Here is a 22,006-nt window from a genome sequence, read left to right as displayed (position 1 = left end):
CTCTGCACCCAGCAGGGGAGCTTTTTTCAATTGATCTGTTATAATAGACAAAATCTTTCTCATCTAAAGGAGTGCGTACATATGAAAACAGCATTAGTCACAGGCGCAAACTCAGGTATGGGACTGACCACTACCATTGAACTCGTAAAGCAGGGCTACCACGTTGTCATGATGTGCAGAAATACCCGTCGCGGAAAAGTCGCATGGATCTCTGCTAAAGAACAGACGCGTTCTGAGGAACTGACACTGATGCAGTGTGACCTCGGCTCATTAGAAAGCATCAGAAACTTTGCTGAAGAATTCAAAAGTAAGTTTTCAAAGCTTGATGTGCTGGTTAATAATGCCGGTGTCGTGTCTGTGAAACGCAGGCTGACAGATGACCGTTTTGAATCACACCTAGGCGTGAATCATCTCGGACACTTTCTGCTGACCAATCTGCTGCTTGATGAACTGAAGGCAGCAGACCAGGGCAGGGTTGTCACAGTCAGCTCCGGTGCACATAAATGGGGCAAAATCGACTTCGATGATCCTCACTTTGAAAAAGGATATAACGTAGCAAAGGCTTACGGACGGTCAAAGCTTGCCAATATCCTTTTCACAAAAGCGCTCGCTAAGCGACTTGAAGGTACAAACGTAACAGCAAATGCCGTCCATCCCGGTGCCGTAGCGACCAATCTTGGCGTGGATCGTAAAACAGAATTCGGAAAAGGCGTTCATAAAATCCTGAAACCATTTTTCCAATCGCCTGAAGAAGGCGGTGCGACAGCCGTTTATCTGGCAACAGCACCTGAACTGAAGGACGTAACCGGTAAATATTTTTATCAGATGCAGGAAATTGATGTGTCCGAGGATGCAGCAAATGAATGGCTCGCGGAAGAACTCTGGGGGTGGAGTGAAGAGCGGGTCGGGATATAATATAATTAGGTTAACCCCCATCTGGCTGGTGCAGGTGGGGGTTTTTGTGTGTGAATGGAGTGGGTAAAAAGGCCCTAAGTGTCGAACAGTGAGAGTTTTGTGTCGAACCATACATGTTAAACGCCGAACCCACCGGTGTAAGTGCCGAACCACGGGTATTTCCCGCCGAACCCACCAAATTTCCCGTCGAACACCTATCACACACTACCACCCAAACCCCCAACTTCACTCAAACTTCACACAAAACTGATACAATAGCGGTATCATTTTAATAAAAGCAGGTGAATCAACTGATGTCAGGCTATAAAGTGCTGATTGTAGAGGATGAACAGCCGATGAGAGAGCTGATTGCCTCTTTTTTAATAGAAGAACAATTTGAAGTGTCAGAAGCGGCAAACGGTGTGGAGGCGCTGCAGCTTTTTAAGCGCGACCAGCCGGATGTGATGGTCGTGGATATTATGATGCCGTTTATGGACGGTTTTGAACTGCTTGAGGAAATCAGGAAGCACTCTGACATTCCTTTTATTTTTCTCTCTGCAAGAGGGGAAGAGCTCGATAAGGTGAAGGGGCTGCGTCTTGGAGCGGATGATTATATGGTGAAGCCGTTTCATTCAGGAGAGCTGATCGCGCGAATTGAGACGGTGATCAGACGTGCAGGATTACGCCAGCCTTCACAGGTAATCAGTTCAGGGAAACTGTCACTTGATCTTGAATATATAGAGGCAAAGTCTGACGGCAGGCTTGTGCCTTTAACGAAAAAGGAATTTGACATGCTCGCACTGCTTATGAAGCATGAAGGGCATACAGTTACAAGATCAAGGATCATGGAGCTTATCTGGGGGCCGGATTATCCAGGGTCTGAGCGAACGGTGGATACGCATATGAAGACACTCCGGATGAAGCTTCCTGAAGAGAGTGACCGGATCAAAACGGTGCGCGGAGTCGGATACAGACTGGAGGCATCGTTGTGACGTTCAGCCGGAAGATTCTTCTTTTACTAGTAGGAAGCATTGGTGTGACGTTGCTTGCGGCATTTATTTTCCTGCATTTCACCTATAGAGATCTTTATTTAACAACGGTCAGGGAATCAGTCGAATCACAGGGCCAGCGTACAGCTGCGCATTATCATTCAGGTGAGTTGACTGAAGAGATTATTGAAAAGATTCACTGGTATAACGTGGTCTCTGAATATGAAGTACTTGTCGCAGACGATATTGATGAACTGAACCGTCTGTTTCCATATGAAATTGACGGTGAGATGCTCGTGGAGGAGTCTGATCGTGCCGGATTGCTCGAAGGACGGTCGATACTCAAGGAAGGATTCGTCGATCATTATGGCCGTGAAGTGATTGGCGGTGTGTATCCGATCACAGATGGCACATCGACTGCAGGGTATGTGTATATTTTCGTGCCGCTTGAAGGGCTTGCGCAGGTATTTGGCAGCAGTATTCCACTGTTAATTGGTGCCGGTATGCTGTTTTTCATCGTGCTCAGCCTGTTTGTCAGCAGAATCAGGGAGTCATTATTCAGGCCGCTTGCTTCGATTGAATCCTTTTCAAAAAAGGTGTCAGCCGGGGATTATCAGAACAGGCTTGAAGTGAAGCAGATGGATGAGATTGGGCAGGTATCCGCTGCGCTTAACAGAATGAGTGAGGCATTGCAGCATCAGGAAGAGAGGCAGCAGGAGTTCCTCGCTGATATTATGCATGAAGTCAGAACGCCGCTTACTTATATTCAGGGATATACAGAGCGTCTTAAAAAGAGTGATCAGGATAAAGAACTGATTCTTTCTGTGATTGAAAGTGAAGTACAGCGGATGAACACGCTTTTGTCAGATCTGACAGAGCTGAACCGCCTGCAGGAAGGCTATGCTGAATTTAACAGAGAGCCGATTGCAGCTGCAGATCTGCTGTATGAAACCGTTCAGACCTTTTCACTTTCAATAAAAGAGAAGTCATTGGTTTTTAAGCTTGATGCGGATGAAGAACTGATTATCGTGCAGGACGCAAAAAGGCTGCAGCAGATCTTTTATAACCTGATTGAAAATGCAGTGAAATATGCACCGTCAGCTTCAGCTGTAACGATTCATCTAAAAGAGGATCAGCATATGATGAAGCTGACGATGGTCAATGACTCAGAACTTACGGCAACAGATAAACACCGGCTTGGTGAGCGTTTTTACAGAGCTGACCGCGACCGGAACCGTCAGTCGGGCGGGACAGGGCTTGGCCTTGCGATCGTCAAAGAAATTGTCCGACTGATGGATGGGACATTCAGGATAGATCCTGAGACAGAAGCATTTGAGATTCATATTACAATTCCGAAAGAAGGACAGTCAGAATGAAGAAATTGATGATGATCATCATATTTACGATGCTGCTGACAGCTTGCAGCAGTGGACCGGATACTCCGCCGGTCAGCAGCTTTGAATATACAGACCAGCACGGGGAAGCCTTTGGCAGCAGTGAGCTTGAGGGAAAGGTATGGATTGCGGACTTTATTTTTACAAACTGTGATACGGTCTGTCCGCCAATGACGTTTAAGATGGCTGATATTCAGGCATCACTGAAAGAAGAAGGACTTGAAGCTGAGATTGTCTCATTCAGCGTAGACCCTGAAGTGGATACGCCTGAAAAGCTGTCTGAGTTTCTCGGTCAGTTCACAGAGGACGACAGTAACTGGCACATGCTGACCGGTTACAGCCAGCAGGAAATCGAGGAGTTTGCGAGAGAAGAATTCCAGTCACTTGTCAATAAGCCGGATGACGCGGATCAGGTGCTTCATGGTGTCACATTTTATGTGATCGATCAGGAAGGCAGGATTTTCAGCGAGTATAATTTTACAGAAGAAAACACAGTCGGGAAGATTGTTGATGATGTGAAACAACTGCAGTAGTTTTGAATAAAATGTGAATGTTAAAAGGACTTCACGTTCATTTCACATTGACGGGCTATAATGAGTGTATTGTTGTTGAAAAGGAGAAACTGACTATGAAGAAATGGATGATAGGGTTAATGGCAGTATTGCTGCTTGCGGCCTGCTCTCAGGAGGAAGAGGCTGCAAACGAATTACCTGAAATGGTAGAAGTGGAGATCATGGTTCCGGAAGATGCTGTGCCAGGTGAAGAGACAATGCTGCAGGCGGAAGTCATGCAGGGCGGAGAAGCTGTTGATGACGCCAATGAAGTGCTGTTTGAGATCTGGAATGATGCTGCAGGTACGGAAAGTGAACGCGTAGAAGCGTCACATGCTGAAAACGGCATCTATGAGATTTCCTATACATTTGAAGAAAGTGTCTATACGGTTCAGGCACACACAACTGCACGCGATATGCACGTGATGCCAAAAACGCAGTTCCATATAGGCGAGCCGACTGATGAGCAGATTGCTGCGGCTGAAGAAAATGCGGGCAATCAGGAAAGCAGTCATATGGGCGGTCATGGAGAAGGTGAGCAGGGTGAAGATGAAGGCTCAAATGATGGCCACGAAGATGAAGAAGGTCATGACGAACATTAAAAGCCGGAACAAAAAGATATTACTAGATGAATGAAACGAATTTTTAAATAGTATCTAAGTGCAGCGGAGCGGAAGGTGGCGACTCCGGGACGATAAGTGGGAAGCTGAGACCCCGCAGCCGAAGGCGAGGAGGCTATATCGGACCACAAAACGGTCCACCGTCCGGAAAGCGTCCGCCTGAAGCGCAGTGAAACGTTTATAAAAGAAAAGCCTGAGACAATTTTTTTGTCCCAGGCTTTTTCTCATTTCTGCTGTTCTTTCTGTCTCAACTCAATCCGTCGAATTTTACCCGAAGTGGTTTTTGGCAGCTCGCTGATAAATTCAATCTGTCTTGGATACTTATAGGGAGCTGTCATTTCCTTCGTGTGATTCTGCAGCTCTTTTACAAGGGAGTCATCGCCCGTTGCATTGTCATCGCGCAGCACAACGTAAGCTTTTACGATGCTGCCGCGGATCTCATCAGGTGCAGCCACAACTGCACATTCACGGACAGCAGGATGCTTCAGCAGTGCATCTTCTACTTCAAATGGTCCGATCGTGTACCCTGAGCTGATGATAATATCATCGCTGCGTCCTTCAAACCAGAAGTAGCCGTCTTCATCACGCGTGGCCTGATCCCCGGTTAAATACCAGTCACCTCTGTAGGCCGCTTGCGTGCGTTCATGATCATTGTAGTATTCAGTAAAGAGTGCAGGGCAGTCTTTATGAACGGCGATATCACCGACTTCACCTGTCTTGGCAGGCTGGCCGTGCTCATCAATGATTTCTACATTGTTACCAGGTGTAGGCTTGCCCATTGAACCCGGCTTTACTTCCATTCCCTGCAATGTACCAACGAGCAGCGTATTCTCTGTCTGACCATATCCGTCACGTACAATAACATCGAAAGCGTTTTTGAATGCTTCGATCACTGGACGATTCAGCGGCTCACCGGCAGATACTGCACTGCGCAGCTCAGGAAGCTTATAAGATGAAAGGTTTTCAAGCTTTGCCATCAGACGATATTCAGTTGGTGTGCAGCAAAGTACATTGATTTTTTCTTTTTCAAGATATTCCATATAGGTTTCAGCGTTAAAGCCGCCGTGGTAGACGAATGCAGTCGCGCCGAGTGTAATCGTTGAAAGGAATGGACTCCAGATCCATTTCTGCCAGCCTGGTGCTGCTGTTGCCCATACGAGGTCACCTTCCTGAACGCCAAGCCACTCTTTTGCAGCGGTTCTGACGTGTGCGTAACCCCAGGCATGTGTATGAATAACCCCTTTAGGATTGCCTGTTGTTCCTGATGTATAAGGAAGAAAAGCTGTATCGTGTCGGGAAGTCGGTTCTCCGTCGTATTCAGCAGACTGTTGATTGGCAAGTGCTTCAAGTGAATTCCAGCCATCTTCAGTTCCACCGACAATCAGTTTATTATGTAATGCCTGCAGTTCTTCATCAATGGCGTTCACTTCAGCTGTGGTCTCGTGGAATGCAATGACCCCTTTTGCATTGGCATGCTTCATCCGGTAGGCCAGGTCTTTTTTGCGCAGCATTTCAGAACATGGAATCGCAATAATACCGGCTTTCAGACAGGCAAGATAGCTCATATAAGCTTCCGGAATCCGCGGCAGGATAATCAGTACTTTATCGCCTTTAGAGATTCCTTTACTCTTCAAAGCAAGTGCGAACTGATTCGTCCGTTCAACAAGCTCTTTATAGGAAACGTCACGTCTGTTCTGTTTGTCATCGAGCCATCTGATCGCAATCCTCTGATCATCCGATGCAAACTGGTCCAGTTCTTTTGCGATATTGTACTGTTCAGGTGCAATTAAGTTTTCAGCATTCATACCCATTCCCCCGTTTGATATTCTATGTTGTACATGTCGATTGAACGCTCGCTCAGCGCCCATGCCTACTCTGATTATTGTAAACGTTTACAAAAAGATCCGTCAAGATTGTTTTGGGAATTTTCAAACAAATAGCGTGCTGTAAAATAAATGAATCGATGATAAAATATCGTTCGTCTACATAGTAACAATCTGAAAGAGGAAGTGAGTGAATGCAATCTTCTGCAGGGAAACGTGAAGGACTCGAAGCTGTGATGAATGAATACGGTACAGCGATTAAACATTTAATATATACATACGTGAAAAATTGGGAAACAGCAGGTGACCTCTCCCAGGATGTGTTCGTGACAGTCTATGAAAAGTGGGACACGTTTGAAGGAAGAGCTTCTATTAAAACATGGATCTATAAAATAGCGGCAAATAAAGCAAAAGATCATCTGAAAAGCTGGAATCACCGGAAAGTGAATCTATTTGAACATTCCTTTGAAAGTGAAAAAGCAGAGCGGCTGACACTTGAAGATCAGGCAGTGCTCCGTGAAGAAAAAGAACAGGTATTATCACTGATGATGGCGATGCCTGTGAAATATCGTGAGCTGCTGCTTTTACATTTTGAACAGGAACTGACCTATCAGGAAATTGCAGATATATTAAATCTGCCGTTGTCCACAGTCAAAACGCGTATCAGGCGCGGAAGTGAGAAGTTGAAAACATCCTATATTTATCAGGAAAGAAGGGGGACTGGTCATGAGTAAGGAAAAGCTTCCGGAGCGTATCAACTGGCCTGTTCAATCGGAATTTTCAAGTGGGGACAGAAATGCTGTATGGGAGAAGATTAATAAAAAGAAAAAACGGACAAATAAATGGCTGCCGATCAGTCTTTCAGGTGTAGCAGCAGCTGCAGCTCTGATTCTGGTGATCCAGCTGACAGGGGTGGAGGAACAGGATAGCGTGCCGCTCGATCAGCCGGAGAAGCAGGAGGAAATTGAGGAAACGGTCGAGACTGAAACTGAAGATACGTTTGAACAGACAGAAGAAATTGACTTAAGGACTATTCAAGTGGGAGATACACTTAATGGCTGGACAGCCACCTATATCGTTGCCCCTGAAAATAATAAGGGAGGCTCATTTATTCTCTTTGAAAAGCAAATTGAGCTGACAGGAGAGATATCCTTTCCTGAAGGCAGTATCCAGCCTGTTTTTGAACCGAAAAATATAGCAGAGGATACTTTTCCGGTTCAGCTGAATTCAAATAAAATGCAGCTTATAGGATACGGACTACTCTATGAGAAAATATATGGGATAGAGGATCAGAACAGTGCTGAGGTGACAATGGTTACTGGCAGAGTATTTATCGGATTTGACCCGGCTGATGGCAGTCCGGAAAGTGGAGCCATGTTAGAACCGGACTTCGGACCTCCATTTACTCAATTCGATCCGGCTTCAGTGGATGAAAGGTTATATGCTGGAAGTGTATTGCCGTTTGATGGTTACGACTATCAAGGTATAAGTGAGGTGATTCAGAGTATCTCTGAAAATCCTGATGATCAGGAATTAAGAGATCTTTCACCAGTTAATATCATTCGGGTATTTAATTCAACCCACAATGAGGCACGGGGAATTCTATTTAGTGAGGAAGCGGATTATGGTCAATATGCAGGGTATGAAGAATTATCACTTGCTTTAACCAATGGCCCTATGTACGAGTTTTTAACTTTTCAGTTGGTTGAAGTTCATCTTTCTGAGACGGAGAGCTACGTGGCGGCGATTAACCGTGATGGAGAAACTATGCTTCGAGTGTATTTTAAGTTTGAAAATGATGTTTGGAAAATCACATCCGTTCAGGAAGTATAATCATTGACAATTATTTTAGTGGTACGGACCTCTTCTCCATGTTAAGATATTCTGGTAGATCTTAAAAAGAAGAGGTGCCATCTTGAAAAAAGGTTTAATTATAGGAATGTTTTATCTGCTTGGGTTACTGCTGCTGTCATTTGGAATCAGTATGATGATCGTTGCGGATCTTGGCGTTGGACCATGGGATGCTTTATATGTTGGCTTATCAGAAACAATCGGCTTTACGGTTGGGACATGGGTGTTTATACTCGGAATCATTTTGATTCTGTTAAATGGATATTTAATGAAAAAGATGCCTGATTTTCTGGCGATTATTACGATTTTTCTCATTGGTGTGTTTATGGATTTCTGGCTGCTTGTTGCTTTTGCCGGAATTGAGTCGCTCGCAATGCCTGTCAGAGCGATGATGCTTGCTGCAGGGGTAATTATTATTGCAGTCGGTATCACATTCTATCTGCAGGCAAACTTTGCGAGAAATCCGATTGACAGTCTGATGATTGCGATTCAGACGCGCACAGGTAAGAGTCTTGCATTCTCAAAAACTGTGATGGAAGTAAGTGTGCTTGTAATCGCGTTTCTATTCGGCGGACCGATCGGGCTTGGAACGGTGATTGTAGCATTTGGAATCGGCACGCTGATTCAGCTGTTTATCACACCGGTTACGAATACGCGGAAGCGTCTGACGAATGAAACTGAGGTTGTGCTTTAAAAAGTAATCTTTCAATAAGGTGGCTGTTGATTTCCGTTTCAGGCGGAAGCTTTCCGCGGCCGGGCGGTGAGCCATCAGGCTTCGCCATGATCGTCACACCTGTCCCTTCCTGCCGCAGGAGTCACCGCCTTACACTCCAATCATCAGCTGTGCATTCACTCCGTTTTACTTTAATAAGCATACAAAAAAGGCCTGTTCAACTGCGAACGGGTCTTTTTTAATGCGAAAATAAAATTTCTGAACATTCAAATTTTATACATGTTAAATGTTATAATAAAAAGCAAAAGGAGGCGTTTTCCCATGAAAAAGTTCGGGATCTTAGCAGCGGCTTCTATTCTATTGTTTTTACTGTTTCCGAATCAGGCAAAAGGTGTTGTGTCATTCGACGATGTACCGATGGATCACCCATTTGTATGGGAAATCATTTATCTTCATGAACAGGTGATTATTGATGGGTATGATGATGGAACGTTCAGGCCTTATAACAGAGTAACAAGATCACAGGCGATGAAAATGATTGGTGAAGGAATCTTTCTTTATAAAGAGCAGCGGCCAACTCCGTTCAGTGATGTGCCGGAAAGTGCGTATTATTCAGGTTATGTGATGACAGCGTATGAGAATGGGTATATCAGTGGTTACAGTGATGGAACATTCAGGCCACATCAGGACCTGACAAGAGGGCAGGCGGCTTTAATTTTTGCAAGAGCATTCAAATGGGCAGATGCTGAACCTGCAGGATTCAGTGATGTGACAGGTGATGGTGAGATGGCTAGAGCGGTAGCTAAGCTGAAGGAACACGGCGTTACAACCGGTTATCCTGATGGAACGTTCAAACCTTATGAGAAAATTACAAGAGGTCAGTTTGCAGCCTTCCTTGCACGGGCAATTGAACCAACGTTTGTCCCGCAGTATCAATCTCTTTTAGAAACTGCAAATGACATTCTTGGTCATTTACAAAATGAAGAATTCGGAGATCTTGCAGCGTATATGGGTGAAGAACCGCTGACGTTCTGTCCTTATGCCGGCAACTGTATTGATCATGGCGGGGTACAGTTCAGTGCTTTGGAGCTTGATGGTTTCATGAGCGATCCTGATATTTATTACTGGGGAGATCAGGATGGCTCCGGATTTCCGATTGAACTGACACCGGCAGCCTATTACGATGAGTGGCTGATGGATGCTGAATATGAATCCAAAACGCGTTACGACCGCTCAAAGCATATGTCTACAGGAGAATTAATCAGACAGAAATATCCTGAAGGAAGAGTAGTAGAGTATGCATATGAAGGAACAGAAGAATTTGGTTATATGGACTGGCAAAGCCTGAATCTTGTATTTGAAAAGAATAACAGCGGTGAATGGGTATTGATCGCCATTATTAATGACCGCTGGACAATCTGAGGTGGATCCGGTCTCAGAAGTGAGACCGGATTTTTCCATTTAATTGTTATTGACTAAATATCCACATCCCGTAAAATAAATACAAAGAACTATTTCGAAAGACCTGATGAATGGGGGGGTGAGGGATATGAAGCTGCAAAAACAGACATTATGGGTAATCGGGGGGAGCATGTTTCTTTTTTTGATACTGCTGACCACTTTTATCAGGCCAATGCTGCTGGCTGATGCTCTGGCAATGGATGAAGAAAGTATGTTAAGAGATATGGATAGGATCAGTAATGCGATCCGTCTTGAGCAGGAGCTGCTGACGAGTCTGAATCAGGACTGGGCGCAATGGGATGAGACGTATGATTTTGTGCGCGGTGAAAACCCTGAATTTACACCTGCCAATATTGATGAAAATACTTTTATGAATAATAGAATCTGGCGGATGATGGCGATTAATAATGAGGGGGAGCTTCTGCTGGACCGCAGTTATGGACTGACAAAAGAAGCTGCATTGCTTACAGAGCAATTTTCGGGTCTCGCTCCCTCGCTGAATAATTATTTAATCGGTATGAATGATTCATTTTTTATTGTATCTGTACAAAGAGTGCTGCCGACTTCAGGTGTCGGACAGTCTGCCGGAAAACTGATTATTGCAAGGGATATTAGCAGTAATTATGTCAAGCGTCTTGGATACGACCTATCACTGGAACTTGACGCCACAGTAATAAACGGATCAATCGAACAAAACAGAGCGGTCAGAACTGTCAGTGAGGATCGTCTCGAGGGACAAATGGCTGTCAGAGGCTCTGAAAGAAATGTAAACATGCTCCTGACGATCGATAAACCGCGCAGTTATTATCTTTCTAAAAGAGATGTGATTACTAAGTTTGTTATGTCCTTAGTTGTGTTAATGACGGTAATCGCTGTTGTCCTCTTTATCATGCTTGACCGGCTGATGATTTCAAGAGTGACTTCACTATCAAAACAGTTAAATCAGATTCGCAGCAAGCGTGATATCAGTGCGAGAGTGCAATGGAAGAATCATAATGGGGATGAAATTCATGCACTGGGGAAATCCATTAACGGCATGCTGGATTCAGCTGAACAATCACACAGCGAGATCTCAAATATGGCCAGACATGATCAGTTAACGGGTATGCTGAACCGCTATGGAATTATCGATGAATTCCAGCGCTTAAAAGATTCAGCTGATACGAATATTGCTTTTCTGTTTTTTGATCTGGATGGATTTAAAAGGATTAATGATTCCCTTGGACATAAAATGGGTGATGCCCTGTTGAAAAAAGTCGCAGATAGATTAAGTCATTTTAAAAGCTCAGAAAGCGAAGTCATTGCGAGAATGGGCGGAGATGAATTTTTGATGCTGATGCAGACCTCAGGTCCGGATTACCTTGAAGAACGCGCCAATGAAATGATCAGAGAATTAAAGCAGAATTATATCCTGAATGAAATTAAAACATTTGTAACTTCAAGTGTAGGCGTTGCCAATTATCCGGAGGACGGTGCTACATTCGATGAAGTGCTTCAGGCAGCTGATATCGCGATGTATGAAGCAAAACGAAAAGGGAAAAACCAGCTGGTCCACTACCATGACCTTGCAGGTGATCTGGATTATAAAAACATCCTGATGCTTGAAAACGATCTGAAGTTTGCACTTAAAAATAATGAGCTGTACCTGGATTACCAGCCGGTTTATACAGGATCAAAAAACCGCATGATTGGTGTTGAAGCGCTAATCAGGTGGGATCATCCTGTAAAAGGAAGAATTCCGCCTAACATTTTTATTCCAATCGCTGAGAACGGAAACTTCATCAGTGACATTGGTGAATGGGTACTCGAACAGAGCATTGATCAGACAGCAAAGTGGCATAGAAGTGGGCACACACACGTTGGGGTAGCTGTAAATGTCTCTAAAATGCAGATGAAAAACAAGGAGCGTTTCCTGAAAAAGCTTGATGACCTGCTCGAAAAATATCAATTTCCGCCTGAGCAGCTGCAAATTGAAATTACAGAGAGTGATATTTTCTTTTTCGATGGAGAGATTGTGGAATTTGCAGCAGAACTGAGAAAGAAGAACGTCAGAGTGGCGCTTGATGATTTTGGCGTAGGGACGTCTACACTGTTTAATCTGAGAAATATGCCGGTTAATGTTGTGAAAATTGACCGCTCATTTATCACACACGTACCATCAGAAGAATTTGATTCGAAGCTGCTGAAAGGACTCTATCAAGTTCTCGAGGGAATTGGTATGCATATCATTACAGAAGGTGTGGAAACGGCTGAGCAGGCTGCTTTTATTAAGGGCAACAGTTCTTCAGATATTCAGGGATTTTATTTCGGCAGACCCATGAAGCCTGAGCAGGTTGCACTTTTACTTGAACAGGAAGCCGCCTGGCGTGAGGCAGCAGCTGACTTCAGAGGGTAGATGGATTAATAAGAAAAACAGAGCCGCGGATGATGATCCCGGCTCTGTTTTTAATAGGTTAAACTTCTCTGCGCATAGCCTTCAGTACATCAATCTCAGTCGCACGCTTTGCAGGTCTTAAACCTGACAGCATCGTCACACCGAGACAGATCACAACAGCGATCAGCACTAAGGTGAACGGAATAGAGGAGAACTGTAATCCGGCAGGCAGCTCTTCCTCAAACACTGTTTCAAGAATCATTGGCAGTGCCAGGTTCACACCAATACTGATTATATAAGATACCGCAATTCCAATGATTGCCCCGATCAGTCCGATATACGTACTCTCAAGCAGGAAAATCCGTTTGATCACTTTCGGGCTTGCCCCAATTGCTTTCATAATTCCAATATCCGGTGCGCGTTCTGTAACTGCCATTGTCATTGTATTAAAGATTCCGATCGATGCGATCAGTATTGCAATGGTTCCAATGAAAATCAGTCCGGCCTTTGCAATATTGAACAGTGTATTGATCTGACCCATTTCGCTTACGATAGAATACACATAATATCCTTGATCTTCAAGGGAGGTCATCACGCTTTTAACCGCTTCAAGATCATCTGCATAGACAGTGGCAGTGTCGTATCCGGTATCCTCTTCAGCTTCTCCCGGGTCAGTCAGCATCGCTTTTGATGTTCCGGTGATGCCTTCGAGCTCAGCCAGTTTTTCATCTGTGATATAGACGTTCTGATCCCAGTACCATTCCCGGCCCGGCTGTTCAAGTACTCCTGTCACCGTCACAGGTACTGTTTCTGTTATTTCTTCACCGTCTTCCATTCTTTTAAATTCAAGATCGAAAGTCTGACCGATGATATCACCTGTAAAGCGATACTCTGGTAAAAGCTGACCGTCCTCGCCATATTCAACTTCTTCAGGATCCACATCATCCTTCATCAGATTCAGCGCAAAATGATAACCTACCGCTACTTCATCTTTTGTTTCAGGGAAAGAACCTTCTTTTAACTCAATTCCTGCATTTTTCATTGAAGGGAAGTGGCTCTGGAACGTCTGAGAGTAAATTTCATAACCATCAGTCACGTAGCGCGTTTCCTGTTTAACTTGCTTAGCGCGGGTGACTGCATTGACACCTTCAAGCGCTTCAATCTCAGTTATATTCTGGTTGGTCAGGCTCTCCGCATTGCCATTCCCGGCGTCTTTTCCGGCTACTTCAATCTGTGTTACCTCCGGGGATTCAATGGTATCTTTAATGACTGTATCGTGAAGGCCGAATGCAACCGACGCAAGAACGATCAGGAATGCAACACTCATCGCAGAAGCGAGAATCGTCATAAATACGCGCATTTTATTTTTCTTCATATTCTGCCTGATAAAACGAAACTGGTCTTTCAGCTTCATGCGAACACCCCGTTTCGGACAAGTTCTCCATCAGCAATTTCAATGGTCCGGTCACCAATTTTCGCTACTTCATCATCGTGGGTGATAATGACGAACGTGATCCCGCGTTCTTTATTCAGCTTCTTTATAAAAGCTAGCAGATCCGCTTCCGTTTCACTGTCCAGACTTCCTGTCGGCTCATCCGCTAATATGAGAGGCGGCTCAAGCACAAGTGCCCTCGCAATACTGACGCGCTGCTGCTGTCCGCCTGAAAGCTCACTTGGATAATGATCCTTAAAGTTTTCAAGGCCTACTGTTTTCATCATTTCAAGTGTCATCTGCTTTCTGGCCTGTTCAGACATCCCTTTTAAAATCAGCGGAAGCTCAATGTTTTCATACGCCGTCATACTTGGGATCAACTGGAAGCTCTGAAAGATAAAGCCCATATTCTTAAGACGGAATTCAGCAAATTCCTCTTCTGTAAACTCGCTGACCTTTTCATCAAGAATGACAATTTCTCCTTCAGTAGGGCGGATAAAGCCGCTGATCAGATTCAATAATGTTGATTTCCCTGATCCGCTTCGGCCGACAATTGATACGATTCCTCCTTGAGCTACATGCAGTGAGATATTCTTCAGTACATCAAGACGGGACTGCTGGCCCTTTTTACCGAGCACGAACTGATGGCTCAACTGGTTAATTTCGATCATATTAACACTCCTTTTTCTTATTTTTGGCAAAAAGAAAGAAGGGACCCTAAAAAACAGATCCCTTGCATTCAATTAGTCGAACTGGCTTGTGATGAAGTCTGGGGCATCAGCCTCATCAAAGCTGACGAAACTGTAGCCGTCGCTCATACGGAAGAACACGATATAATCTCCGTATCGCTGGCCGGAATTGATCTCGAACAGCTCCTGAATTTGTTCAGAATCAGTAATCTCAATCGTTGGCACATTCAGATCTTCAGGTGTCATCCGTTGTTCATATACGATCGCATCTGTCGTCATATTGAACTCGTCACCATCAGACTTTGCAACGGTTACAGATTCGATATTTTCAGAGAGGAACAGTGCATCTTCGTAGCCTTGCTCCTTGAACCATTCAATCGTGTTTGTGTGTTCAGTCGTAATCCCTATATATAAGTCATAAGGCAGCTGCATAGAGAACTGGACCTCACCTGCAGTCTGTTGCTGCCAATTCACTGCGAGCTCTTCTGAAGGCATTGTTTCAAGGTCAGCCTTCATTGCATTGATCAGACTCTCCATCTCATCCGGATCAGCAATTCTCACAGGTTCACTGTTATGATTCGAGTAAAACATCATATAGTTTAGCTTATCGCTTCTTGAAGCAATATAGACAGGATCATACGTTTCTTTAAAGTCCTGCGTGCTTCTGAGATCAGCCGTCACGTCCTTAAGGTAGGCATGATTGACATCATATTCCCGAGACAGTGTACTGCCATCCTCAAGCGTATAGTTAATCATCACCGGGCTCCAGTCATCACGCATATTGTATTCATGATCAATCATATCGCGGTGAATGGATGTTACCATTTCAATCGCTTCAGGGTCTGTTAAAGAAGGGTCTGCAGTTTCTTCTAAGTCCCACCAGATACTGTTGCGTGAGTTAGGACTATGAATCTCAACTGACGCCACTTCACCTGCTGAAGGCACTTTATCTTCATAAAAACCTGCCACAAGATTGATCGGCACAAGCAGTAAAGTCACCACCACACCGTATACAACAAATCCTTTCCATGGCCAAGACAGGCGCAATGTTTTCTGCAGGATCATCTGCAAAATCGTGTAGGCGATAAACGCACCAAGCACATAACCAACGATCGTCCACACCATATTGCCCTGTTGAATCTCGGTAAAATAAAAGCCGAAGATCAGCATCACAAACAGTGTCAGACTGTATAAGAATACGTATCTCACGAAAGAGAATACAATCGTCTGGTCTGTCGCCTCAGAAGGCCGCTTCGCATAAGCCAGATAAGACAGCGCCACCAGCACTGCAGCGATCAGCGTGTATACAAGGTACTCCGTCAAAGTGAATGGAGTCTGTGTCAGTTCAATCAGACGTCCAAAGAAAATACCGTTTGTCAGCAGCGTTTCTGTATAAGCACTTAGCGCAAGTCCCGTAACATAGTACTGAAGGTTTGTCAGAATCAGCAGAATGATCAGAGCAGGAACCACAATGACTGTATATGTCAGTGCCCCGTGCAGCAGTGCATTCCCGACAAACACCCCGATCGTAACCGTCAGAATGAACATAAACAGCATAATCAGGTAAGATAATCCGATCCAGCTGAAAATATCAGTGATCGCATAAAACTGATCAGTCAGGAAGGGATACAGAATGGCAATGAGTATGCCTGTAATGACGAGTGGAACAAATAATGTCACAGCACCCGTTACATACACATTTGTTAAGATCGTTCCTCTTTTAAATGGGAGACTGTGAAAGAAATCGGTTGCTGATTTATTCGTCATAAAGTTCAGCAGGATAATCCCAATCAGGACAGGGAATGAACAAAATGCGATCAATTGGAACGCAATTGAAAATTCCGTCAGCGGATTGAGAATGCCTTCGTAATCGGCGAACCCGGCGTAATACTGATCATTGCGAAGTGTCATCTCCCGGATAAACATACTGAGCGGCAGCATAACTGCCAGTGCAATGGCTAAAAATACGCCAATCCACGTAACCGATCTCAGCTGCTGTCTGAACAGCCCCTTATTCCACAATAAGATTCCGGATTTCATAGCCTACACCTCCCAGCTCATAAATAAAGATTTCTTCAAGTGTTAACGGCAGTAAATCAAAGATCGCCGGATTAAAACTCTGAACATAAGGAAGAATCTCTTCCTCGCGTCCTTTTACGATAATCAGCAGCACACTGCCGCGCTTTTCATAATGCAGCACATCAAGTCCGCTCAGGAATGCATCCTTTTCGGGCAGCTGCTTAAATGCGATCTGAAGCTTATGAATATCAGTTTTCAGTTCATCCAGATCCCGTTCAAATAAAAGTCCGCCGTTATGCATAATCCCAACGTAATCACAGAAGTCTTCCATCTCGCGCAGGTTGTGTGAAGACACAATCAGCGTCAGCCCGCGATCAGCTACATCCTGCAATATCGCATTTTTCATCTGCTGGCGCACCACCGGATCCAATCCGTCAAACGGCTCATCCAAAATCAGCACATCCGGCATTGCAGAGAGCGTCAGTATAAATGAAGCCTGCCGCTGCATCCCTTTTGACATACGCGTCAGCTTCTTATCCGGATTCATTCTGAAATGCTTTGTCAGCTGCTGAAATCTTTTTTCGTTCCAGCGTGTATACACTTCTTTATAAAAACCGGCCATATCATTCAGAGAAGTCTGGTGCAAAAAGTGCGGCTGATCAGGTATAAACAACACGTGCTGTTTCGTATCAGGTGTCTCAAACACCGGTTTGTCAGCGATTTTCACTTCACCGCTGTCATATCTGTAGATACCAGCAAGGATCTTGAGCAGTGTCGTTTTACCGGCGCCATTCGAACCAAGAAGTCCATAGATCGAACCTTTTTTCACATGGAGTGTGAGATCTTCAACAGCCTGCAGATCGTCAAACCGTTTATTAACTGCGGACGCCTGTATCATTTTTCACCCTCCTTTTCACCAACTTCAATTTTTTGAATCAGACTGATCAGATCATCCTTCGACCCGCCAAGAAACAAAAATTCGCTCACAATTTTTTCTAAATCCTGTCTCAGCATCTCCAATCTCTCCCCATTTCCATCATTCTGCAATGGCGCCACAAAGCTGCCTTTTCCAGGAACGGAATAAATGAATCCTTCGCGCTCAAGCTCGCGGTAAGCCTTCTGTATCGTATTCGGATTAATCGTCAATTCCTGCGCCAGATTCCTGACCGAAGGCAACTGCTCATCCTGCTGCAGCAAATCCTTGATCATCAGTGTCTTCAACTGATCCATCAGCTGCTCATAAATCGGCACCCGGCTGCGCGTATCCAACGTAAACATCCGCACCCTCCTCCAAATATTAGTGTATTACCTGTACTACTAATTGTAATACGGTTGGTACGGATGGTCAATACTATTTTTTGTAATTATTTTTTGCGGTTGATGCAGTTGGGAAACTGGGGGTTTGGTTACGGGGGTTCGGCGTAAAACTGGTGGTGTTCGAGAGTAAGTCTCTGGTGTTCGACGTTTGAGATGTCATATTCGGCGTTTAATCCATCCGGTTCGACACTCAGTGGTAAAGGTTCGCCACTTCGGGTATATAGACTCATCAAAAAAGCGCCAATTAATTGGCGCGAAATGGCTTGTTCATTCGGTAAAACCTCTTGCTTGTTTTATAAAATGGTTCCAGTCCGGCTCTAAGCATCAATATTCTGGCGGTGCCCGGGCGCGCTAGTTTTAACATCATTCGAGCCTGTTTATTCGCAATAGAATCAGACACAAAAGTAAGGTAGACAAACAGTGTATCCTGATAAGTCTCATCGTTAGGCTCTCTGCAAACCAAACATCTAAAACGCCGTCCGGTCCAGATGCATGACAGTTCAGCGCATTGGTGGCACCAGACACCAGGGATCAACTGGCTATAAGACAGATTGAGTCGCTCGAGTGTATTATAAATCTTTTCGTTTACCGTATAGGTCTTCAGGGTTTGAGACACGTGGAGTAACTGATCAGGAGTCATTTTCGGGGGCAGGTCTGATTCGCATAGTTCTCTCAATTTCATGGTTAATCTTTCAATCCGGCATATTTCTTTGGGAAGAACGGTATGAGTACCGACCGCCTCTAAATGAACGTTTTGATGTGTAAATGTAATTAATGAGTAGATAGGAAGGTCGATGTTCATTTTTTTGAAGAGCTGCAGTAAACCTTTGCGGTGGCGTTCTGTCTGAAGGGATGGGTGAGTAGAGGTGAAAATGGAGCCATCAGGTTCGTGGCGGTACATCTGTTCGTTTTCAAGATCTAGCAGGATGTGTCCTTTTAAATGTTTTGTTTCAATTGTCAATGCAAAAGAGGGAGTTAAGAGTAGATGATCAATTTGAATTGTCTCACCATCAAACGGAAAAATGAGATTGAAACCAATCAGGCATTCATCAGATGCAAAAGGAGAGAGTAGTTGGTCGACTCGTTTTTCGCCAAATTCACCTGCTCGGATGATAGAGGCGTCTTTGAGAAGGGTTGTTCTGGCAGGTAGGTTCTCGGGCAAATGTCTTGAGAGGAGTTCGTAGGCATGTGCACGGATTGAGGGTTTTCTGTCATAAAAGATCAATGATATTTCCTCCAAATCTATTTAGTTTTAACTATCATATACGAATAAGAATGCAATTACACGAGATTTTTTGAAAAAAACGAGGCTGGCTGGGTAGGTCAATATACCCTGAGTGTTGAAGTTTTGTTTTGAACGTCGAACCCCGTGTGGTGAGTGGCGAAGAAACTATGCTAAGCGTCGAACCCCGTGTGTTATATGCCGAACATCCGATGTTGAAGAGCGAACCCCCCACAACCCCCAATTTCCCACCACCATCCCACTAAATGCTAAAATACACTTAACAATCCGAAAGCAGGTGACGAGATGGAGAAGGAGATTCAGGTTGCGGAGGCGTCGATTCAGGAGATGGAGCCACGGGTGCAGGCGCACAAGTGGTATCCGCGGTTTCACGTGGCGCCGCGGGCGTATTGGATGAATGACCCGAATGGTTTTTCGTATTTTAATGGGGAATATCACTTGTTTTATCAGCACCATCCATTTTCGCCGGAGTGGGGACCGATGCATTGGGGTCATACGGTGAGCCGTGATCTGGTGCACTGGGAGCATCTGCCTGTGGCGCTTGCGCCGAGTACGGAAGATGATGCGGATGGTTGTTTTTCGGGCAGTGCGATTGAGGTGAACGGGAAGCTGGTCGCGATGTATACGGGGAATGTATGGACAGGGCCGGATCATGATACTGATCTTAAGCAGGTACAGATGATTGCTGAGAGCAGTGACGGCATTCATTTTACAAAACGCAAGGAGCCTGTGATTCAGGAAGCACCCCAGGGGGATATTCATCCTTACCATTTCAGGGATCCAAAGGTGTGGGAGCATAATGGTACATATTATTGTGTGCTGGGATCGCGGACGAAGGATCACCAGGGGCAGGTGCTGCTGTATAAGTCGGATGATTTACTGAACTGGACGTTTATGGCGGTATCTGCGAAAAAGGATGAGAACGGCGGCTTCATGTGGGAATGTCCCGACTTCTTTCATTTAGGGGATCATGACGTGCTTGTCATGTCGCCACAGGGCGTGAAGCCTGAGGGGGAGAAGTTTCATAACCTGCATCAGGCGGTGTATGTGCTGGGTAAGCTGGATTATGAGACGGGTACGTTTGCACACGGAGATTTCCAGATGCTTGATGCCGGCTTTGACTTTTATGCGCCTCAGACGCTTGAAGATCCTGAGGGCAGGCGTGTGATGATCGGCTGGATGGATATGTGGGAGAGTCAGATGCCGACGCAGGAGCATGGCTTTAGCGGGGCGATGACGATTCCAAGAGTTCTTTTGCCGGACGGGGACAGGCTGCTTGTCCAGCCGCTGCCGGAGCTTGCTGAACTGAGGAAAGAAGCAGTACAGTATGAAAATGAAGCCGTTTCAGCTAAACGAACGTTTGATTCAATTAATGGAACATGTCTTGAAATGAAAGTTGAAGTGAATATACAGAATGCAAATGCTTTTCATATAAAATTCAGATGTGGAAACGGAGAGAGAACGGTTCTGTCATGGGTGAAGCAGGACGGAGCAGTCACATTGGACCGGACAAAGTCAGGCGCCGGCGTGAGCGGGACGAGAACAGTAAAGGTGAAGGCAGACAATGATCTTTTAACATTCCACCTGTTCCTTGATCAGTCCTCGGCAGAGATTTTTATAAATGATGGTGAAGCTGTGATGACGGCACGTATTTATCCTGGAGAAAAGTCAGATGACATTGAGTTTGAAGCGGATGGTGAGGCTGTAATTGAGCGTCTTGAGAAGTGGGAGCTTCATTCAGCTTTTTCACCAAAAGGAGGAATGTAGATGCGATCTATTAATCCCGATAACCAATCCGAACGCGACAACTACAAGCTGTTAACAGGCGGGATCATCCCGCGTCCAATTGCATTTGTAACGACTGAATCTGAATCGGGTGTGCTCAATGCAGCCCCGTTTAGTTATTTTAATATTGTATCCGCCGACCCGCCGCTGATCTCAGTGTCTGTTCAGCGAAAAGCAGGCGAGCAGAAGGATACGGCGCGGAACGCAGTGTTTAAAGGGGAATTTGTTGTCCACATTGTGGATGAAAGCAATGTGGATAAGGTAAATATGACGTCAGCGAGTCTGCCGGCTGATGAAAGTGAAGTTGATCTGGCTGGGCTGACGCCTGTGAAAAGTGATGTGATCAGCGTACCCGGGCTTGAAGAGTCCAGGTTCAGAATGGAATGCGTCCTGGAGCAGCATATTCCGCTTGGCGGTCAGGATGGAGTTCCGTCGACGGATCTTTTGATCGGCAGAATTGTGCGGTTTCATATTGCTGAATCGATCTATGAGAAGGGACGCATTGATCCTGAAGGACTTGGCGCTGTGAGCAGGTTGGCCGGGAGTTATTATGCGAAGCTTGGTGAGATGTTTTCATTGGAGAGACCTAAATAGTGTTTGAGTGAGGCCGGGGAGCGTGATGCTGTCCGGTTTTTTGTGTTGCAGATGAGTCGACGTGTGGGGATGGGTCTATATACCCGAAGTGGCGAACATAACAGTTATTACGTTGAACATCTGAATTTAGAAGTCGAACATGACTGGTTTTGTGTCGAACCACAGCTGTTATACGTCGAACACCACGCGTTATACGTCGAACCACCTCATCACAATTCATAGTCCTTTAAAAAAAGTAAAACCAACTTTACAAAAAGACAAGTCTACTTTACAATCTAACTAACATATATTGGAGGA

The 22,006-nt window shown here is 45.0% G+C and carries 19 protein-coding genes; 12 read left to right on the top strand and 7 right to left on the bottom strand.

Features of this window, described 5'->3' with window-relative positions; all coding sequences use genetic code 11:
• Window positions 1-81 precede the first annotated feature (81 nt).
• From KP77_RS04290 to KP77_RS04270, 5 genes are all read left to right on the top strand, one after another.
• Window positions 82-915, top strand: a complete 834-nt coding sequence (locus tag KP77_RS04290) for an SDR family oxidoreductase (RefSeq protein WP_041121484.1) — start codon at window positions 82-84, stop codon at window positions 913-915.
• A 293-nt stretch (window positions 916-1,208) separates the two neighbouring features.
• Window positions 1,209-1,886, top strand: a complete 678-nt coding sequence (locus KP77_RS04285) for a response regulator transcription factor (protein WP_041121483.1) — start codon at window positions 1,209-1,211, stop codon at window positions 1,884-1,886.
• Window positions 1,883-3,259: a sensor histidine kinase gene (locus KP77_RS04280; protein WP_235420664.1), complete on the top strand. Its 1,377-nt coding sequence runs from the start codon at window positions 1,883-1,885 to the stop codon at window positions 3,257-3,259. Before KP77_RS04285 ends, KP77_RS04280 begins: the two co-directional genes overlap by 4 nt.
• Window positions 3,256-3,810, top strand: a complete 555-nt coding sequence (locus KP77_RS04275) for an SCO family protein (protein WP_235420663.1) — start codon at window positions 3,256-3,258, stop codon at window positions 3,808-3,810. Before KP77_RS04280 ends, KP77_RS04275 begins: the two co-directional genes overlap by 4 nt.
• A gap of 95 nt (window positions 3,811-3,905) precedes the next feature.
• Window positions 3,906-4,430, top strand: a complete 525-nt coding sequence (locus KP77_RS04270) for a FixH family protein (protein WP_052473957.1) — start codon at window positions 3,906-3,908, stop codon at window positions 4,428-4,430.
• 242 nt (window positions 4,431-4,672) lie between these two features.
• On the opposite strand, the gene mbcS is transcribed toward KP77_RS04270, so the two are convergent.
• The gene (gene mbcS, locus KP77_RS04265; RefSeq protein WP_041121481.1) at window positions 4,673-6,253 is read right to left on the bottom strand and encodes an acyl-CoA synthetase MbcS; all 1,581 of its coding nucleotides are present in this window, start codon (window positions 6,251-6,253) and stop codon (window positions 4,673-4,675) included.
• 212 nt (window positions 6,254-6,465) lie between these two features.
• Between mbcS and KP77_RS04260 the strand changes: the two genes are divergently transcribed.
• The 5 genes from KP77_RS04260 to KP77_RS04240 all read left to right on the top strand — a co-directional run bounded on the left by KP77_RS04260 (window position 6,466) and on the right by KP77_RS04240 (window position 12,651).
• Complete coding sequence (locus KP77_RS04260) at window positions 6,466-7,005, top strand: sigma-70 family RNA polymerase sigma factor (RefSeq protein WP_041121480.1); 540 nt, start codon at window positions 6,466-6,468, stop codon at window positions 7,003-7,005.
• Window positions 6,998-8,104: a hypothetical protein gene (locus KP77_RS04255; RefSeq protein ID WP_041121479.1), complete on the top strand. Its 1,107-nt coding sequence runs from the start codon at window positions 6,998-7,000 to the stop codon at window positions 8,102-8,104. The genes KP77_RS04260 and KP77_RS04255 overlap by 8 nt, the downstream gene beginning before the upstream one ends.
• 82 nt (window positions 8,105-8,186) lie before the next feature.
• A complete protein-coding gene (locus KP77_RS04250; RefSeq protein ID WP_041121478.1) occupies window positions 8,187-8,816 on the top strand; it encodes a YczE/YyaS/YitT family protein in 630 nt (209 codons plus the stop codon).
• Between the two features lie 300 nt (window positions 8,817-9,116).
• Entirely contained in the window at window positions 9,117-10,217 is a 1,101-nt protein-coding gene (locus tag KP77_RS04245; RefSeq protein WP_041121477.1) for an S-layer homology domain-containing protein, read from the top strand.
• 127 nt (window positions 10,218-10,344) lie between these two features.
• The gene (locus tag KP77_RS04240; protein WP_041121476.1) at window positions 10,345-12,651 is read left to right on the top strand and encodes a bifunctional diguanylate cyclase/phosphodiesterase; all 2,307 of its coding nucleotides are present in this window, start codon (window positions 10,345-10,347) and stop codon (window positions 12,649-12,651) included.
• Between the two features lie 58 nt (window positions 12,652-12,709).
• Here KP77_RS04240 and KP77_RS04235 read toward each other — a convergent pair whose 3' ends face one another.
• The 6 genes from KP77_RS04235 to KP77_RS04210 all read right to left on the bottom strand — a co-directional run bounded on the left by KP77_RS04235 (window position 12,710) and on the right by KP77_RS04210 (window position 19,312).
• Window positions 12,710-14,044, bottom strand: a complete 1,335-nt coding sequence (locus tag KP77_RS04235) for an ABC transporter permease (RefSeq protein WP_041121475.1) — start codon at window positions 14,042-14,044, stop codon at window positions 12,710-12,712.
• The gene (locus KP77_RS04230) at window positions 14,041-14,733 is read right to left on the bottom strand and encodes an ABC transporter ATP-binding protein (RefSeq protein ID WP_041121474.1); all 693 of its coding nucleotides are present in this window, start codon (window positions 14,731-14,733) and stop codon (window positions 14,041-14,043) included. Before KP77_RS04230 ends, KP77_RS04235 begins: the two co-directional genes overlap by 4 nt.
• Window positions 14,734-14,805: 72 nt before the next feature.
• A complete protein-coding gene (locus KP77_RS04225) occupies window positions 14,806-16,791 on the bottom strand; it encodes a DUF6449 domain-containing protein (RefSeq protein WP_041121473.1) in 1,986 nt (661 codons plus the stop codon).
• Window positions 16,763-17,668: an ABC transporter ATP-binding protein gene (locus tag KP77_RS04220; protein ID WP_041121472.1), complete on the bottom strand. Its 906-nt coding sequence runs from the start codon at window positions 17,666-17,668 to the stop codon at window positions 16,763-16,765. The genes KP77_RS04225 and KP77_RS04220 overlap by 29 nt, the downstream gene beginning before the upstream one ends.
• A complete protein-coding gene (locus tag KP77_RS04215; protein WP_041121471.1) occupies window positions 17,665-18,048 on the bottom strand; it encodes a GntR family transcriptional regulator in 384 nt (127 codons plus the stop codon). The genes KP77_RS04220 and KP77_RS04215 overlap by 4 nt, the downstream gene beginning before the upstream one ends.
• 283 nt (window positions 18,049-18,331) lie before the next feature.
• Complete coding sequence (locus KP77_RS04210; RefSeq protein ID WP_041121470.1) at window positions 18,332-19,312, bottom strand: nuclease-related domain-containing protein; 981 nt, start codon at window positions 19,310-19,312, stop codon at window positions 18,332-18,334.
• 303 nt (window positions 19,313-19,615) lie between these two features.
• On the opposite strand from KP77_RS04210, the gene KP77_RS04205 reads away from it, so the two are divergent.
• Window positions 19,616-21,097, top strand: coding sequence for a glycoside hydrolase family 32 protein (locus KP77_RS04205; RefSeq protein ID WP_041121469.1), 1,482 nt, complete (start codon window positions 19,616-19,618; stop codon window positions 21,095-21,097).
• Window positions 21,098-21,709: a flavin reductase family protein gene (locus KP77_RS04200; RefSeq protein ID WP_041121468.1), complete on the top strand. Its 612-nt coding sequence runs from the start codon at window positions 21,098-21,100 to the stop codon at window positions 21,707-21,709.
• Window positions 21,710-22,006: the final 297 nt, after the last annotated feature.

It is taken from the genome of Jeotgalibacillus alimentarius (assembly GCF_000829445.1).
Taxonomy (GTDB): Bacteria; Bacillota; Bacilli; order Bacillales; family Jeotgalibacillaceae; genus Jeotgalibacillus; species Jeotgalibacillus alimentarius.
Note: the sequence above shows the minus strand (reverse complement) of the source record. Positions and strands in the feature narration are given on the sequence as shown.